Source organism: Nevskia ramosa DSM 11499, assembly GCF_000420645.1.
Classification (GTDB): Bacteria; Pseudomonadota; Gammaproteobacteria; order Nevskiales; family Nevskiaceae; genus Nevskia; species Nevskia ramosa.
Window position 1 is genome coordinate 217740 of record NZ_ATVI01000010.1, and the last position, 14503, is coordinate 232242.

14 protein-coding genes are annotated in these 14503 nt (G+C 65.6%); 3 read left to right on the plus strand and 11 right to left on the minus strand.

Annotation, left to right across the window (positions count from 1 at the left end; all coding sequences use genetic code 11):
* Positions 1–15 precede the first annotated feature (15 nt).
* Both G513_RS0117525 and G513_RS0117530 read right to left on the minus strand, forming a co-directional pair.
* The gene (locus G513_RS0117525) at positions 16–2031 is read right to left on the minus strand and encodes an amidase (RefSeq protein WP_022978167.1); all 2016 of its coding nucleotides are present in this window, start codon (positions 2029–2031) and stop codon (positions 16–18) included.
* Between the two features lie 89 nt (positions 2032–2120).
* Complete coding sequence (locus G513_RS0117530; RefSeq protein WP_022978168.1) at positions 2121–2780, minus strand: glutathione S-transferase family protein; 660 nt, start codon at positions 2778–2780, stop codon at positions 2121–2123.
* Positions 2781–3138: 358 nt separating this feature from the next.
* Here G513_RS0117530 and G513_RS0117535 point away from each other — a divergent pair, with 358 nt between their 5' ends.
* The gene (locus G513_RS0117535) at positions 3139–3660 is read left to right on the plus strand and encodes a DUF4399 domain-containing protein (protein ID WP_022978169.1); all 522 of its coding nucleotides are present in this window, start codon (positions 3139–3141) and stop codon (positions 3658–3660) included.
* 64 nt (positions 3661–3724) lie between these two features.
* Here G513_RS0117535 and vapC read toward each other — a convergent pair whose 3' ends face one another.
* Positions 3725–4123, minus strand: coding sequence for a type II toxin-antitoxin system VapC family toxin (vapC, locus tag G513_RS0117540; RefSeq protein WP_022978170.1), 399 nt, complete (start codon positions 4121–4123; stop codon positions 3725–3727).
* Complete coding sequence (locus tag G513_RS0117545; protein WP_022978171.1) at positions 4123–4329, minus strand: type II toxin-antitoxin system VapB family antitoxin; 207 nt, start codon at positions 4327–4329, stop codon at positions 4123–4125. The genes vapC and G513_RS0117545 overlap by 1 nt, the downstream gene beginning before the upstream one ends.
* 94 nt (positions 4330–4423) lie before the next feature.
* Here G513_RS0117545 and ilvD point away from each other — a divergent pair, with 94 nt between their 5' ends.
* Positions 4424–6103, plus strand: a complete 1680-nt coding sequence (gene ilvD, locus G513_RS0117550) for a dihydroxy-acid dehydratase (protein WP_022978172.1) — start codon at positions 4424–4426, stop codon at positions 6101–6103.
* Positions 6104–6154: 51 nt separating this feature from the next.
* Here the strand turns inward: ilvD and G513_RS0117555 are convergent, their stop codons facing one another.
* The 7 genes from G513_RS0117555 to G513_RS25980 all read right to left on the minus strand — a co-directional run bounded on the left by G513_RS0117555 (position 6155) and on the right by G513_RS25980 (position 13656).
* The gene (locus G513_RS0117555; protein WP_022978173.1) at positions 6155–7594 is read right to left on the minus strand and encodes a phospholipase D-like domain-containing protein; all 1440 of its coding nucleotides are present in this window, start codon (positions 7592–7594) and stop codon (positions 6155–6157) included.
* The gene (locus G513_RS23860; RefSeq protein WP_022978174.1) at positions 7591–8361 is read right to left on the minus strand and encodes an endonuclease/exonuclease/phosphatase family protein; all 771 of its coding nucleotides are present in this window, start codon (positions 8359–8361) and stop codon (positions 7591–7593) included. Before G513_RS23860 ends, G513_RS0117555 begins: the two co-directional genes overlap by 4 nt.
* A gap of 14 nt (positions 8362–8375) precedes the next feature.
* Positions 8376–9284 (minus strand): patatin-like phospholipase family protein, encoded by a 909-nt coding sequence (locus tag G513_RS0117565; protein ID WP_022978175.1) that lies wholly within the window; start codon positions 9282–9284, stop codon positions 8376–8378.
* A 65-nt stretch (positions 9285–9349) separates the two neighbouring features.
* Positions 9350–10078, minus strand: a complete 729-nt coding sequence (locus tag G513_RS0117570; RefSeq protein ID WP_022978176.1) for a cyclase family protein — start codon at positions 10076–10078, stop codon at positions 9350–9352.
* A gap of 80 nt (positions 10079–10158) precedes the next feature.
* Positions 10159–10962 carry a TatD family hydrolase gene (locus G513_RS0117575; protein WP_028475703.1) on the minus strand — a complete coding sequence of 268 codons (804 nt, stop codon included), beginning with the start codon at positions 10960–10962 and terminating at the stop codon, positions 10159–10161.
* Between the two features lie 16 nt (positions 10963–10978).
* Positions 10979–12793: an HTTM domain-containing protein gene (locus G513_RS0117580; RefSeq protein ID WP_084711604.1), complete on the minus strand. Its 1815-nt coding sequence runs from the start codon at positions 12791–12793 to the stop codon at positions 10979–10981.
* 95 nt (positions 12794–12888) lie between these two features.
* Complete coding sequence (locus tag G513_RS25980) at positions 12889–13656, minus strand: hypothetical protein (RefSeq protein WP_022978178.1); 768 nt, start codon at positions 13654–13656, stop codon at positions 12889–12891.
* A 158-nt stretch (positions 13657–13814) separates the two neighbouring features.
* Between G513_RS25980 and G513_RS23870 the strand changes: the two genes are divergently transcribed.
* Positions 13815–14498: an alpha/beta hydrolase gene (locus tag G513_RS23870; protein ID WP_022978179.1), complete on the plus strand. Its 684-nt coding sequence runs from the start codon at positions 13815–13817 to the stop codon at positions 14496–14498.
* Positions 14499–14503: the final 5 nt, after the last annotated feature.

Below are 14503 nucleotides of genomic sequence, written 5' to 3' on the forward strand. Positions count from 1 at the left end.
TCGGTCGGGACTCGCTTACGGCTCGCCTTTCAACGGTCCGAATGCCGGCGGCGGCTTGCGGTGCTTGGTCGCGGCCTCGTAGGCCGCGGCGATGCGGATGATCAGGGGCTCGTCGAACGGCCTGCCGACGATGTCCATGGCCACCGGCAATACGGCTTTCACGGGGCCGATCAGGCGCGTGTGATCGTCGCCGGCGAGCTTGCTTTCGCCGCCGCCCGCGCCGGTCTTCGGCCAGGCGTCGTCCGGCGTCTTCGGTGCACTCGGGTCGCGGATCAGGTCATAGACTTCGGTCGTGAAACCGGCCGGCACGCTGATCACCGGGAAGCCCTGGGCGCCGATGAAGCTCCAGACGCCGCCGCCATTGCGGCCATTGATCGGCGGACCCTGCGGGGCGCCGAGCTTGGTCGGCGGCAGGTTGCTGGTTGGATAGACCAGCGCATCGAGCTGCTGCTCGGCCATGCACTGCAGGATCACCTGCTGCAGCGAGAAGCGCAGCAGCAGCCGATTGCTCATGTCGAGTGCCTTGGCTTTCTGCACGTTCTCGCGGTTCTTCTTGCGATCCGGCCAGGTCGGGTCCTGATGGAAGCGGGCGTAGCTGATCAGGTCGGCATTGGTCTTGATCTTGGCGTCGCCGCGCTGGCGCAGGTAGAGATCGATGAAGTACTTGTTCTGGCCATCGCCCTCGGAAGTGCCGAAGTCGCGCAGGCTCAGCTTCTCGGACACCTTTGACGGATCCATCGCCAGATCGATCAGCTTCGCCGTGTGGTCCGCGCTCGGCTCGCCCTTGTCGTCGACCGGGAACACTTCGGGGAAGCGCTTCGTGTACAGCGCATTGCTGTCCTGTGGCGCGTACTTGCGGATGCAGGCCGTGAACAGCTCGCCTTCCGGACCCGGATCGACGACGGTCGCGCCGAGCTTCTTCAGATCTTCCGCGCCTTGCGAGACCAGATCGATGGTCTGCTCGTCGGCCTTGGTAAATAGCTTTTTATTCATGTACTCGCGGACCACGCCGATGCGCAGGCCGGCCAGCGGCGTCGGCTTGGCGTAGCTGACGTAGGCGTCCTTCGGCATGCGGCCGATCGAGAATGCGGTGAGCTCGTCCTTCGGGTCGTAACCGGCGATCACGTCGAGCACGCGGGCGGCGTCTGCGACCGTGCGGCAGATCGGCCCGACTCTGGTGTTGATGCCGATCTGGACCATGCCCTTGCGGCTGACCAGTTCCTCGGTCGCGGCGATGCCGACCGAGCTGGCCGCACTGGCCGGGCCGCGGATCGACGAACCGGATTCCTCGGCGATCGAGCAGGTCACCAGGTTGGCGCCGACCGCCGAGCCAGAACCGGAGCTGGAGCCGCGCGGACTGCGCTCGGTGTCGTAGGCATTGCAGAAGGTGCCGCCGTAGGAGCTGCGCGGAATGCCCGAGGCGTACTCGCCGAGATTGCTCTTGGCGATGATGATCGCGCCGGCCGCGCGCAGGCGCTCGACGAAGGTGGAATCTTCCGGCGGCCGGTCGTTGGCGTAGTCGACATCGGCGCCGGAAGTGGTGCGCATGTCGAAGGTGTCGTACTGATCCTTGATCGCCATCACCACGCCGTGCAGCGGGCCGGCCAGCTGGCCGGTCCTGGCGAATGCGGCGTCCTGCGCGGCGGCCACTTCGAGCGCGTCCGGCATCTGCGGATCGCCGTCGGCCTTGTCGGTGAGGCTGCGCGCCTTGCGGGCATCGAAGCCCCATTGCTTCAGCGTCTTCGGCCGCAGGTTCAGGGTCACCAGTGCGTTCAGCTGGCCGGCATTGGGGATCGTCGTGATCGGCCCGAGAATGCCTTTCGGCTCCGCGACGCAGGTGCCGTTGTAGGCCTTGATGCGCTTCAGATACAGCTCGACGAGCCGGGTCGAGGTCAGTTCCTTGGCCAGGATCGCCTGCTGGATGTCGGGGATCGTCGCCTCCTCGAGATGAAACGGCGCTGCCTGCACAAAAGAGCTGGCAGACAGGAGGACCGCAGCAAGCAGGGCAGGGGTTTTCGGGCGACGTCTCATGATTTTCTCGGACCGGCAGCGCCGGGTCGCGCTGTTCCTGTCCTAGAGACGCATGCCCGATGCGAACCCCTACCCGGGCGACGAGCTTGTCAGTCGATCTGGATCGCTTCGTGCGCCACGGCGCGCGCCACCGCCGGGCGGGCGCGAACGCGATCCATCAGCGCTGCGTAGGTCGGGTAATCCTTGCGCATGTCGACGCCGCAGCGGTTGCCCCAGCGGTAATGAACGAGCAGAAAGGCGTCGACGGCGGTGAATGCATCGCCCATCGCCCAGGCCTTGCCGGCGAGCCGTTCCTCGATGTCGGCATAACCGATGCGGATCGCCGCCCGGCCGGCCTCGGCGATGCCTTCGATCGCCGCCTTGTCGGTGGAGGTGGTGAAGCGCTCCGGGCGGAACACGGTGCGGACGCCGGCCTGATGCATCGTCGTCGCCAGCCAGTTCATCCATTCCAGCGCCCGTACGAATTGCTCCGGGTCTTCCGGCAGCAGGCTGGGGCTCGGGTGGCGGCGAGCCAGATAGACAGCGATCGCCACCGATTCGGTCAGCACTCGTTCGCCCTGCTCGTCCTTGATCCCCAGCGCCGGCACCCGGCCGCGCGGATTGATGCCCAGATACTCAGGCTTGCGATTCGCGCCCTCGGCGATCACCACCCGCACCGGCTCGTAGGCGATGCCGAGTTCCTCGAGCACGATGTGCGGCGCCAGCGAGCAGGCACCGGGGGAGTGGAACAGGCGGTATTCAGGGGACATCGGCAGCTCCGGGCGGGGTGGAAATCAGGGCTGCAAGCATGGGCGCAGCGCGGCGTTTCGTCATGTCCGGGCGTGCACGATCGTCGCCGGGATCGCTCAGCCGGCATTCAGGGGCGCGGGTTATTGAGTCGGCATCACGACTTTTGAACGTGGTGCGCTCTTATCAGGTTGCACGCGCTTGCAGACGGACTGCATGATGCCGACTCAATAACCGAAACATATTGATTTTGTTATTGATCCGGCTGCTGCCGCGCGTTTTCTAGCAGATTGCCCTCGACTCAACCAGCGCATCAGCGTTGAATAGTAAGCAGCCGGATCAATAACATCCGGTTCCCCATTCACAGCACGAGCTCTAACCATGCGCGCAGTCCGTACCCTGATTCCGATGATGCTGCTGACGATGAGCGTCGGTGCCGTCCACGCCGACTGGAAGTCCGACTTGAAGAGCGCCGCCAAGCAGCAGGCCGGCGCCAAGGTCGAACAGACTCTGGGCCTCGCCAATCCGGCCCCCGCCGGTGCCAGCGCCTATCTGATCAATCTGAAGAATGGCGATACCGTCTCCAGCCCGTTCCTGATCCAGTTCGGCCTGAAGGGTGCGGGCGTGTCGCCGGCTGGCCTGCAGAGCGTCGACACCGGTCACCACGTATTGCTGATCGACGGCCCGACGTTCGATGCAACCCTGGCGCTGCCGCTCGACAACGCCAGCATCAAGCATTTCGACAAGGGCGAAACCGAGACGATGCTGAGCTTGCCGGCCGGTACGCACACGATCCAGTTGCTGGTTGCGGACTGGAAGCAGCAGGCGTTCAATCCTTCGCTGCAGTCGGAGAAGATCACGATCACGGTGAAGGGTGGGGCTGCGGCGCCGGCCAAGAAGTAAGGCTATCGAAACGAGGTGGAGTAAGCGTCACACCGCGTACTCCACCCTTCATCATCAAGACCGCTCAGGCGAGTCGTAGCCGCGGCTCAACTTTCGCCATCTTTTCGAAATCGCTGTCGTCGTGCAGCAACGTCAAGTCAAAATCGAGCGCGATCTGCGCGATAAGACAGTCGTTCGAGCTGCGGGGCGTAAAGCCTTTCCAGCGACAACGGGCATAGAGCGATGCTGCGGCGGCGTGCGTGTTGAAAGCGTGCTCCGGCGTCGCGATCCGATGTGGGGCGAACCAGGTGCGCATCCGCTGGAAGTGGATTTCGTCGCGCGCGCCCTGCAGCACTTCCTGGACGATCGTCCCGGTCACAAAGATTGCAATGTCGGAGTCGATCAGTGCGCGCAGACGCTTGCCCACGGCGCGCGGCTGACGGCTCCCAAACTCGATCCAGGCGGAGGTGTCAACCAGGAACATCAGGGCGCTTGGCCAGCGCGCGCGGCCTTGTAGTCATAGGTCGGATCGATGCAGTCGGAGCCAAACATCTCGAGAATGCGCTTGCGCTCGCGAGATTCGACGTATTCCTTCAAGGCGAGGTTGACGACATCGCGTTTGGTCTTCGCCTGCGAGAGTTTCATGGCCTTCGAGACGAGCTTGTCGTCGAGAACGATGTTGGTGCGCATGCCCGCGAACCTCCAGAAAGTATGCACATGACTATACACCACCTCTGGTGTATCCTCCGCGCTCGTTTTTGCCCTAGCCGCGAGCGTCCGAGCCATGACCGAAACCCTGAACAAGCGCAGCCAGGCGATTACCGCCGGCCTCAACCGCAGCCCGAACCGCGCGATGCTGCGTGCCGTCGGCTTCAAGGACGGGGATTTCGAGAAGCCGATCGTCGGCATCGCCAGCGGCCATTCGACGATGAACCCCTGCAACGCCGGCATCGGCAGCTTGGCGACGCGTGCCGAAGGCGCATTGAAGGCGGCGGGCGCGATGCCGCAGATCTTCGGTTTCCCGACCGTCACCGACGGCATCGGCATGGGCACCGAAGGCATGAAGTATTCGCTGGTGTCGCGGGAAGTGATCGCCGATGCGATCGAGACCTCGGTGCAGTCACAGTCGATGGACGGCGTGCTGGCGATCGGCGGCTGCGACAAGAACATGCCGGGCGCGATGATCGGCATGCTGCGCATCAATGCGCCGGCGATCTTCTGCTACGGCGGTACCATCAAGGCCGGCACCTGGAAAGGTGTTGCGCTGACCATCGTCTCCTCGTTCGAAGCCGTCGGTGCCTACGGCGCCGGCAAGATGTCGAAGGAAGATCTCGACGGCATCGAGAAGAATGCCTGCCCGAGCTTCGGCGCCTGCGGCGGCATGTACACGGCGAACACCATGTCGAGCGCGATGGAAGCGCTGGGCATGTCGCTGCCGTATTCGTCGACCGAAGCCAACCCGGACGCCGAGAAAGGCGACTCCGTGGCGCGCTCTGCCGAAGCACTGGTCGACGCGATCCGCCGTGATCTGAAGCCGCGCGACATCGTCACCCGCAAATCGATCGAGAACGCGATTGCCGTGGTCATGGCCACCGGTGGTTCGACCAACGCGGTGCTGCATTTCCTGGCCATCGCCAACGCCGCCGGCGTGGTCTGGACGCTCGATGACTTCGAGCGCGTGCGCCTGAAGACGCCGGTGCTCTGCGATCTGAAGCCGTCAGGCCAGTACGTGGCGACCGATCTGCACAAGGCTGGCGGCATTCCGCAGGTGATGAAGATCCTGCTCGAAGCCGGCCTGCTGCATGGCGACTGCATCACCATCACCGGCCAGACCATCGCCGAAGTACTGAAGGACGTGCCGGCCCAGCCGCGCGCCGATCAGAACGTGATTCGCGCCTTCGACAAGCCGATGTACAAGCAGGGCCATCTGGCGATCCTGAAGGGCAATCTGGCGCCGGATGGTGCGGTCGCCAAGATCACTGGCCTGAAGAATCCGGTGATCACCGGTCCGGCCCGCGTCTTCGATTCCGAAGAATTGGCGATGACCGCGATCATGGCCGACAGCATCAATCACGGCGACGTGCTGGTGATCCGCTACGAAGGTCCGAAGGGCGGCCCGGGCATGCGCGAAATGCTGACGCCGACCTCGGCGCTGATCGGCAAGGGCTTCGGCGAAACCGTCGGCCTGATCACCGATGGCCGCTTCAGCGGCGGCACCTGGGGCATGGTGGTCGGCCACGTGGCGCCGGAAGCGTTCGTCGGTGGCGTCATCGCGCTGGTCAACGAAGGCGACTCGATCACCATCGACGCCCACAAGCAGCTGCTGCAGCTGAATGTCGACGAAGCCGAGCTGGCCCGGCGCCTCGCCGCCTGGGTGCAGCCGGCGCCGAAGTACACCAAGGGCCTGCTCGCCAAGTACGCGAAGCTGGTGTCGGCGGCTAGCCTCGGTGCGGTGACCGACTGATCGGCCTGCGCTGATTCGAAAAAGCCCCGGCTACCGTCGGGGCTTTTTTGTTTACAGGTACGGCGACAGCAACCAGCAGGCGGCATCACGCAAGCGGAGCAGCACCGGGCGGCGTCGCACCTTGTCGTACTCCAGGGTGGTGGCGCGTTCGCTCAGGACATCGCAGTGCTGTGCCAGCTGTTCGACGAAGGCGCGGTCGTAAGTCTCGACGACCATCTCGAAGTTCAGCCGCAGCGACCGCATGTCGAGATTCGCCGAGCCGAACTGCGCGTAGCGGCGGTCGACCACGAACAGCTTGGTGTGGCAGAACGGCGGCGGCTGCAGGTGCACGCGCACGCCGCGCTTGAGCAGCGGCGGAATCAGCTTGTGCATCGCGTACCAGGTGATCCGATGGTTGCGATCGCGACTCAGGACCAGATCGACGACGACGCCACGCACCGCCGCCGACATCAACGCCGACAGCAGCTCGTCCGGCGGCACGAAGTACGGCGTGACGATCTGGATGCGTTCCTGCGCGGCGGCAATCGCCGCCAGCAGCACCAGGCTCAGATGGCCGAAATCCTCGTTCGGGCCGTCGGTGATGACCCGGCACAGCGCGCCGCTCTGATCGGACGAAGCAGTGACCGGCGCTGTTGGGGGACTCCAGTTTTCTTCGGCGGCGTAAGCCCAGTCGTCGATGAACACCTGCTGCAGCTGGGCGATGACCGGCCCGTGTATCTCCACCTGCAGATCAGCGGCCGTGCCCGGCTTGTCCGGCTCGGCGACGTAATGGGTGGCGCTGATGTTCATGCCGCCAGTGAAGGCGACGGCGCCATCGACGATCAGCAGCTTGCGGTGATTGCGCAGATTGATGTGCAGGAACGGCGGCCACAGGCGCAGCGGGTTGTAGCGCACCACCGGCACGCCGCGCGCCAGCAGCTCGCTGCCGGCGCGACGCCAGGCCAGTTCGCCGACGCCATCGAGCAGGCAGCGCACGGCCACGCCGCGCGCCTGGGCGCGGTCCAGTGCCTCGATGAACTGCTCGCCGGCTTCGTCGCGATCGAAGATGTACGAGGTCAGCGCAATCGAATACCGGGCCGCGTCGATCGCGGCGAGCATCCGAGGATAGGCCGCTTCGCCGTTGTGCAGCACCTCCAGCCGGTTGCCGGTCAGTAGCGGCAGGCCGGTGATCACGTCGCCGCTGCGCGCCACTTCATTGAGGCTGATCGGCACCACATCGGGCTGGTAGCGGGCATCGCTCTCGGCGTAGCTCGGGCCACTGCGCGGCGGCGGTTGCTGCTGGCGCTGCGCGCGGGTGAGCACCCGGTTGATGCCGAACACGAAATACAGCACCGGCCCGGCGAACGGCAGCAGCAGGCAGGCGCCGATCCAGCCCCAGGCCGATGCGGCGTTCTGCTTGTGCAGCAGGGCATGCGCCGCGGTCCAGGTGGTCAGCAGCAGACTGGCGATCGGCAGCAACCAGCTGCTGATTTCGCGGATATCGGTGATCAAGAAGCTTCCTCGGGCTGCAGGCGCACGGTCAGGCCGACCGGCAAGTGGTCGGACAGCCGCGCGTCGAGCACGCGGACTTCATGGACGTCCAGACCGTCGGTGACCAGCACGTGATCGATGCAGCGGGTGGGCGCCCAGGCCGGATAGGTCAGCTCACGATGTACCGGTTTCAGGCCGGCGCGGCGCAAGCTGGGATGCGCCTCGAGTTCTTGCGGCCCGCAGTTGAAATCGCCGAGCACTAGCGCATCGTCGCCGTCTTCAAGCAGGGCGCCGAGATAGCCGAGCTGGCGGTGGCGATCGCGCCGCCCGAGTGCCAGATGGACCACCACCACCCGCAAGGGTCGATAGCCCGGACGTCTGACTTCGACATCGAGCGCGCCGCGTCCCGGCAGCAGGCCGGGCAGCAGGTGATGGCGCAGCAGCTGCAGCGGATCGCGCGCCATCACGCCGAGGCAATGTTGCGCGAATGGCCGCAGATCGCGGTTCACCGCCGCCTGCCAGTGCGGCAGGGCGGCGCGTTCGGCGAGATAGGCAACCTGATTCAGCTGCCGCGTCCTCAGGCTGCCGGCATCGGCTTCCTGAATCCCGACCAAGTCATAGCCGGCGGCCAAGCTGCCGATCTCGTCGAGCACGCCGCGCACGCCTTGCGACGGCAGCAGATGGCGCCAGGCCTGGGTCAGATAGTGGCGATACTGGCTGCTGCGCAGGCCAACCTGGATGTTCAGGCTTAGCACCCGCAGCAGATCGGGCGCGCTGCCCAGGGTCATCAGCGGCGGCGGTCCTAGTGAGTTTTCGCGGCGATCAGCGCGCGGATCGCCGGCACCGCCGCCAGCGCGGCTTTCTCGCCAGCCAGGATTGCCCGCTGCTTGGATTCGAAATCGGCGGCCTTGATGCCATGCACATCAGGGGCGATGACCACATCGGCGGCCGGCAGCTCGGCACGGCGCAGGGACGAACCCATGATGTCGAAGGCCTTCAGCACGGTGCCCAGCGTCGAGTCCTCGCGCGCTTCCTCGACCGGCGCCGAGACATCGACGGCGATCACGATGTCGGCACCGAGCGTACGGGCGAAGCGCACCGGCACCGGGCTGACGGTGCCACCATCGACGTATTCCTCGTTGTCGATCACCGCCGGCTGGAACACGCCGGGAATGGCCGACGAAGCACGCACCGCGAGGCCGACATCGCCGGTGGTGAACACCGTGGCTTCGCCGGTGCGCAGCTTGGCGGCGACGGCCGCGAAGCGTCGCGGCAGCTGCTGGATCTTGCGGTTGCCGACCTTCTCGTTGACGAAGTTCTGCAGCTTTTCGCCGCGCAGCAGGCCGCGGTTGAACAGCTGCCAGTCGGCAAAGGTCGCGCGTTCGAGATCGAAGGTCATTTCCTGCAACTCGAAGCCGTTGAGGCCCGAGGCGTACAGCGCGCCAACCACGCTGCCGGCGCTGGTGCCGATGATCAGATCGACCTGAATGCCCTGCGATTCGAGCATCTTGATGACGCCGACATGGGCGAAGCCGCGCGCTGCGCCGCCGCCGAGCGCCAGCGCCACCTTCGGCAATACCGGCGGCGGCGGAATGACCGGGCCGGTCGGCGCTTCGACCACGGGTGCCGTGACCACAGGCGTGCTGCCGCATGCGGTCATGAGTCCGCAGACCGTGGCGAGGGCAGCGAACAGGCGACGGCTTCGATTCATGGCGACTGGGAGCGAGACGGGGGCTCAGTTTAGACGCGCTACCCGTCAGCGAGTTGCAGCGGCGATCAGCGCGCCGCCAGCGCGGCCGCGAGTTCGTCGAAGCTGAACAGCACCGGGCAGACCGGCGCTTCGGATGCGCCGGCCAGCGGCAGCGGGAAGGCGCTGAGGAAATAGCGGCCTTCGGGCACGGCGGCGACATCCAGGCATTCGAACACGGCGGCGCGCGGCAGCAGCTTGCGGTGGATCGGACGTTTGCGGGAACCGGGCTGGAAGTCGGTCGACTTCCAGGAAGTCAGATAGGCATCGAAACGCGGATTGGCGAGCAGCCAGTCGGCGGCATCCTCGGCCAGGGTCAATGCGCAGGCCGGATCGTGCTGGCCGCGAGCGGTCGTCGGCAGATCGGCCAAAGTCAGGATCAGTTTGTCGGGCGCGCTTTCATGGCCGGTCGCACGACGGATTTCGCTGCGCAGCTGGGCGGCATCGACGAGGCAATGGCGACCGCTGGCGACGTCCTGCCAGACCGGTGCTTGAAGCTTCAGCAACAGCACCGGACCGTAGAGATTGCCGAGCCGCGCCGGCGTGAAATAGCTGCCGACGTCATTGCCGTCTTCCAGGATGTGCGACGGCGCATCGACATGCGGCAGGCTGTGCGGCGCCAGCCGATGGGCGTCGTAGCGCACCGGCGGATGGGCCGGATTGCACAAGTCATAGATCGGCTCAACCGAATACGGCGCGCCCTCGGCCCAGAGACCGGGCGTGTCGGGACGGATCAGTGGCGACAGGACGTAGGGCATGGTGAGGCAGTGTCCAGTGGCTGGTTACCAGTTGCCGGAAAGCGAAATTAATCTGTATCTGACCCCGATTGTTGGGCCGATTACTGGGGCAGGGAGAACACGCGTCGGGCGTTCGCCGTTGTCGAAGTGGCGATCTGCGCCGGCGACTCACCGCGTGCAGCAGCGATTGCTTCGAGCACGGCGGGCAGGTACGCGGGCTCGTTGCGGCGATCCTTGGGCTTCGGTCGCAAGGTGCGCGGCAGCAGATAGGGCGCATCGGTTTCGATCAGCAGGCGCTCGGCCGGAATCATCCGCGCGACTTCGTGCAGATGGCTGCCGCGGCGCTCGTCGCAGATCCAGCCGGTGATGCCGATGTGGCAGTCGAGCTGCAGGTAGTCCGCGCAGGCGGCGGCCGTGTCGGTGAAGCAGTGGACGACGGCGTCGCGCAGCTGTGGCCGGTAGTCACGGAGGATCGCGATGAAATCCGCATGGGCATCGCGCTGATGCAGGAACACCGGCTTGTTCGCCGCGATCGCCAGTTCGAGCTGGGCGATGAACGCGGCGCGTTGCTCCGGGCGCGGCGACAGGTCACGGAAGTAGTCGAGCCCGCACTCGCCCAGTGCGACCACTTCCGGCGCTTGCGCCAAGGTCGCGATGCGGGCGGCGAGGGCATCGTTCCAGTCGGCGGCGTGATGCGGATGCAGGCCGGCGGTCGCGTACAGCCGAGGCTGATCGCTGCCACGCGTTGCTTGGGCAAAGGCCAACACCTGTTCGTTGCTCGCCGCGCAAGAGCCGGTGACGATGATCGCGCCAACACCAGCTGCGCTGGCGCGACTCAGGACAGAGTCGAAGTCGACAGCGAAGCTTTCGTGCGCCAGGTTGGCACCGATGTCGACGAGACCCATCAGGCCGCAACCATCCTCATTTGGTCGCGGTCGCCGCCGGCACCGCGAAGCAGCCATGGCGCCAGAGCACGATCTGTTCAACAGTCGGCGTCTCGCCTGGCGGTACCGATTTCTCGAGCATGTAGATGATCTTGAAGGTGTCGAGCTGCTGCTGGCCGACATGCGTGGTGTTCCAGTCGCGGCACAGCCAGCGACCGTAGTAGAGGCGGTTGTCGGCGAACGCGGCGGACCAGACGCGTTCCATGTACTTGTGCCAGCGGATGTTCTGCCACTCGTGCGTGATGTACTCGGGCTTGTCGTAGCTGATGCCCTTCCGCTCCGGGTGCAGCAGGTCGAGTTCGGTGCCGTCGCGCAGTGTTGCCGGAATCACGAACCAGCCGTCTTCGCGCGACGGGAACGGCGCGAACATGTCCCAGTACTGATCGAGGCGCACCTTGCGCAGCGGCGGCGTCAACATCGCGTACAGCCGTTCCGGCAGCCAGTGAATGGTGCAAAAGTTCCAGGTCAGTAGCACCACCATCGTGAAGCCGGCGAGCGCCTGGGCGATCGGCCCGCTTTCGAACGGCCGGTCATGGAACGGCAGCAGCGCGCCGCTGATCTGGCCGAAGCCACCGCGGTTGCGGCCGACGAAGTCGTACACGGCATTGCCGATCGGCACGGCCCAGCTGCCCGACAGCAGCCAGCCGGCCCAGGCCAGCGACGGCGAGCGGCGCAGCAGGATCACGAACGCCGGCCACTTCAGATAGGCGTGATCGTCGTGATCGAGGATCACCCAGGAGTAGTTCGCTTCGAGCAATGACTTTGCCCGAGGCGTGTCCTGCGCCGGCGCGATCTCGGCTTTCAGCAGCAACAACGATCGCAGGATCAGCACGCTCTTCAGGCAGAAGCCGCAGTCACGGTCGTAGTAGATGCGCAGCGGCTGCGGGCCGATGGCGGCGGCGCGGCGGTCGCGCCAGCGGCCTGCTGCATCCCACAGCCAGCCACCGGCGAACAGGCTCAGCGAGGTCAGGCTGATGTACGGGAAGGGCCCAAGTTCCAGGCAGAAGATGAAGCCGATGTGCATCGCCATCAGCATCGCCATCACCGAGAAGCGGAAGGCGCGGCTGAGTACCGGGATGAAGACCAGGATAGGCCCGACCATCTCCAGCCACCAGACGTAATGCGTGAGGCCGGTGGTCAGTTGCGGGAAGGTCTTCAGCCATTGGCCGAGCGGTGTCGCGTAACCGTCGATCGACAGCGCGTAGAACACCGCGGTGCCGTTGTGCCAGTCGGCGCCGCTTTTCAGGATGGCGCTGAAGAAGTACACCGACATCACCTGGAACAAGATGCCGACCGAAGCCCAGGAACGATGCCGGTTGTCGGCCGGCGCCGGCGTGTTGCTCAGCGCCGCATCGAGGCTGGCGCGCGCCGCCACCGGCAGGAAGATCGCCCAGAAGATCAGGCAGGTGAGCAGGATGTCGCCGCCGAGCAGCACCATCGGATTGCGATTCAGCAGCGAGGCGTTGAGCACGAAGGCGATCACCAGCGCCAGGCGCGTGCGCCAGCCGAAGATGATCAGCAGCGCGGCGATCGTTTCGACGCCGAACAGCAGCGCGGCAAACCACCATTCACCGTTGGCCGCGTGGAAGCTGACGCGCCACAGACCGTTGGTGCTCAGCAGCCAGTCGCGTGGCATGACGCCGAGATCGGTGTAGAACGCAGTCAGATCGATCGCGCGACACAGCTGATCAGCCAGCAAAACGGTGCCGAGCATCACGCGGAACACGGCCAGCGTGCGCAGATCGATGCCGAAGACCATGTCGAGTCGGGTCTTGAGCCAGGCTGGAATCATCAGTTCTCTCTTCTGCCCCTTGGGCGTGCGTCGTCAAACATCTTCATAAACGAAAAGGGAGCCTCGCGGCTCCCTTATGCGTTGCAGCTGCGCGCTTACTGCTTCTGCAGGTCGCCCATTTGACCGGTGCCGCCATCGAGCCAGTTCAGGCGCTGGACGTCGCGATCGGCCGAAATGCTGCTTGCGTTGGCGTAGCCGCCGCCAAGCAAACCGCCGAGCAGACCACCCGTGGTGGTGGAGCCGGTCGTTCCGCCCGTCGTTCCGCCGGTGCTGCCACCCAGCAAACCGCCGAGCAGGCCGCCCGTCGTCGAGCCCGTCGTGCCACCGGTGCTGCCGCCCAGCAAACCACCCAGCAAGCCGCCCAGGAGGCCGCCCGTGGTGGCAGGTGGGGTTTCTGCCTTGCTGTCCTTGTTGTCCGCCACTTCGTAGATCAGGTAGCCGATGCCGGCAACGCCGACGACCAGCAGAGACAGATCGAAGAAGTCCAGACCTTCCGGACCGATGCCGTCCTGAGCCGGGCGGCCGCCATCATCCTCGGCCTGACGCATCGGCGGACGGATGTGCGCCATGAACGGAATGCCGCCGACCATCGCGATGCGGTTGCCGCGGGTGTCGAAATCCCACTGGGCGAGCGCTGGCAGTGCGCCGCCGTCGAACGTGCGCAGGCGCTGGTCGTAAGACATGCGCAGGCCGTAGTGCAGCGGTGCCGTCATTGCGCGCGCCGGATTCGGATGGCCGAAGTCCAGGCTCACGTAGGCATTCGCCGACGGTTGGGTGCTGATGTCGTTGTTCTGGCCAGCTACGGCCGTCCAAGTTCCGGCGAGTGCCAGAGCGGCGCCCGTGATGACAGCGAGCTTGCGCATTCCATGTCCCCCAAATCTGTGCTGGATTTATTAGTACTTCGGAGCAGGCAAGCTGACCCCGAGCCGGTCGAACTATAGGTTCGCGCCCCAATGCTGGCAAGCGGGCGCCGCCGCCAGAGGGTTCGACCGAAAGCTCGTTCCCACCCTAGACTTGCGCCATGTCCCCCCAACCAGAAACGATCCCCGAAACGGCGCTGCGTCCAGGCGCCAGCAGCGAATTGTCGATCGCCGGCCCGGCCGGCCGCCTCGAAGCCCTGCTGACGACGCCGAAACAGGCGCCGATCGGCCTCTGCGTGGTCTGCCATCCGCACCCCTTGTTTGGCGGCACGATGGCCAACAAGGTGGTCTGGACGCTCGGCAATGCGGCGCTGAAAGCCGGCTGCCGCGTGGTCCGTTTCAATTTCCGCGGCGTTGGCCGCAGCGCCGGTCTGTTCGACGATACCCTCGGTGAAACCGATGACGCGCTGGCCGTGATCGAAGCGCTGCGAGCCACCGCGCCGGAGTTGCCGCTGGTGATTGCCGGCTTCTCGTTTGGCGGCCACGTGGCGCTGAAAGCGGCATCGCGCACGGCTTGCGCGGCGCTGGTCACCATCGCGCCGCCGATGGGCCGGTATCTGAAGACCGCTGAGCCGCCCGCGCATCCGCAGGTGCCCTGGCTTGCGGTACACAGTGCCGATGACGACACCGTGTCCTACGCCGAGACCCACGCCGCGATGATGAGCTATGACCCGCCGCCGGAATTCATCCATTACGACGACGCCGGGCATTTCTTCCACGGCCGGCTCGGCGAACTCCAGGGCCAGGTACAGGTCTTCCTGGAACGCGTCTTGCGGCCGGCCTGAACCCC

Excerpts from the sequence above, each read along its gene's own strand:
- G513_RS0117525 (WP_022978167.1), bottom strand. The coding sequence starts at position 2,031 with ATGAGACGTCGCCCGAAAACCCCTGCCCTGCTTGCTGCGGTCCTCCTG.
- G513_RS0117530 (WP_022978168.1), bottom strand. The coding sequence starts at position 2,780 with ATGTCCCCTGAATACCGCCTGTTCCACTCCCCCGGTGCCTGCTCGCTG.
- G513_RS0117535 (WP_022978169.1), top strand. The coding sequence starts at position 3,139 with ATGCGCGCAGTCCGTACCCTGATTCCGATGATGCTGCTGACGATGAGC.
- vapC (WP_022978170.1), bottom strand. The coding sequence starts at position 4,123 with ATGTTCCTGGTTGACACCTCCGCCTGGATCGAGTTTGGGAGCCGTCAG.
- G513_RS0117545 (WP_022978171.1), bottom strand. The coding sequence starts at position 4,329 with ATGCGCACCAACATCGTTCTCGACGACAAGCTCGTCTCGAAGGCCATG.
- ilvD (WP_022978172.1), top strand. The coding sequence starts at position 4,424 with ATGACCGAAACCCTGAACAAGCGCAGCCAGGCGATTACCGCCGGCCTC.
- G513_RS23860 (WP_022978174.1), bottom strand. The coding sequence starts at position 8,361 with ATGACCCTGGGCAGCGCGCCCGATCTGCTGCGGGTGCTAAGCCTGAAC.
- G513_RS0117565 (WP_022978175.1), bottom strand. The coding sequence starts at position 9,284 with ATGAATCGAAGCCGTCGCCTGTTCGCTGCCCTCGCCACGGTCTGCGGA.
- G513_RS0117570 (WP_022978176.1), bottom strand. The coding sequence starts at position 10,078 with ATGCCCTACGTCCTGTCGCCACTGATCCGTCCCGACACGCCCGGTCTC.
- G513_RS0117575 (WP_028475703.1), bottom strand. The coding sequence starts at position 10,962 with ATGGGTCTCGTCGACATCGGTGCCAACCTGGCGCACGAAAGCTTCGCT.
- G513_RS0117580 (WP_084711604.1), bottom strand. The coding sequence starts at position 12,793 with ATGATTCCAGCCTGGCTCAAGACCCGACTCGACATGGTCTTCGGCATC.
- G513_RS25980 (WP_022978178.1), bottom strand. The coding sequence starts at position 13,656 with ATGCGCAAGCTCGCTGTCATCACGGGCGCCGCTCTGGCACTCGCCGGA.
- G513_RS23870 (WP_022978179.1), top strand. The coding sequence starts at position 13,815 with ATGTCCCCCCAACCAGAAACGATCCCCGAAACGGCGCTGCGTCCAGGC.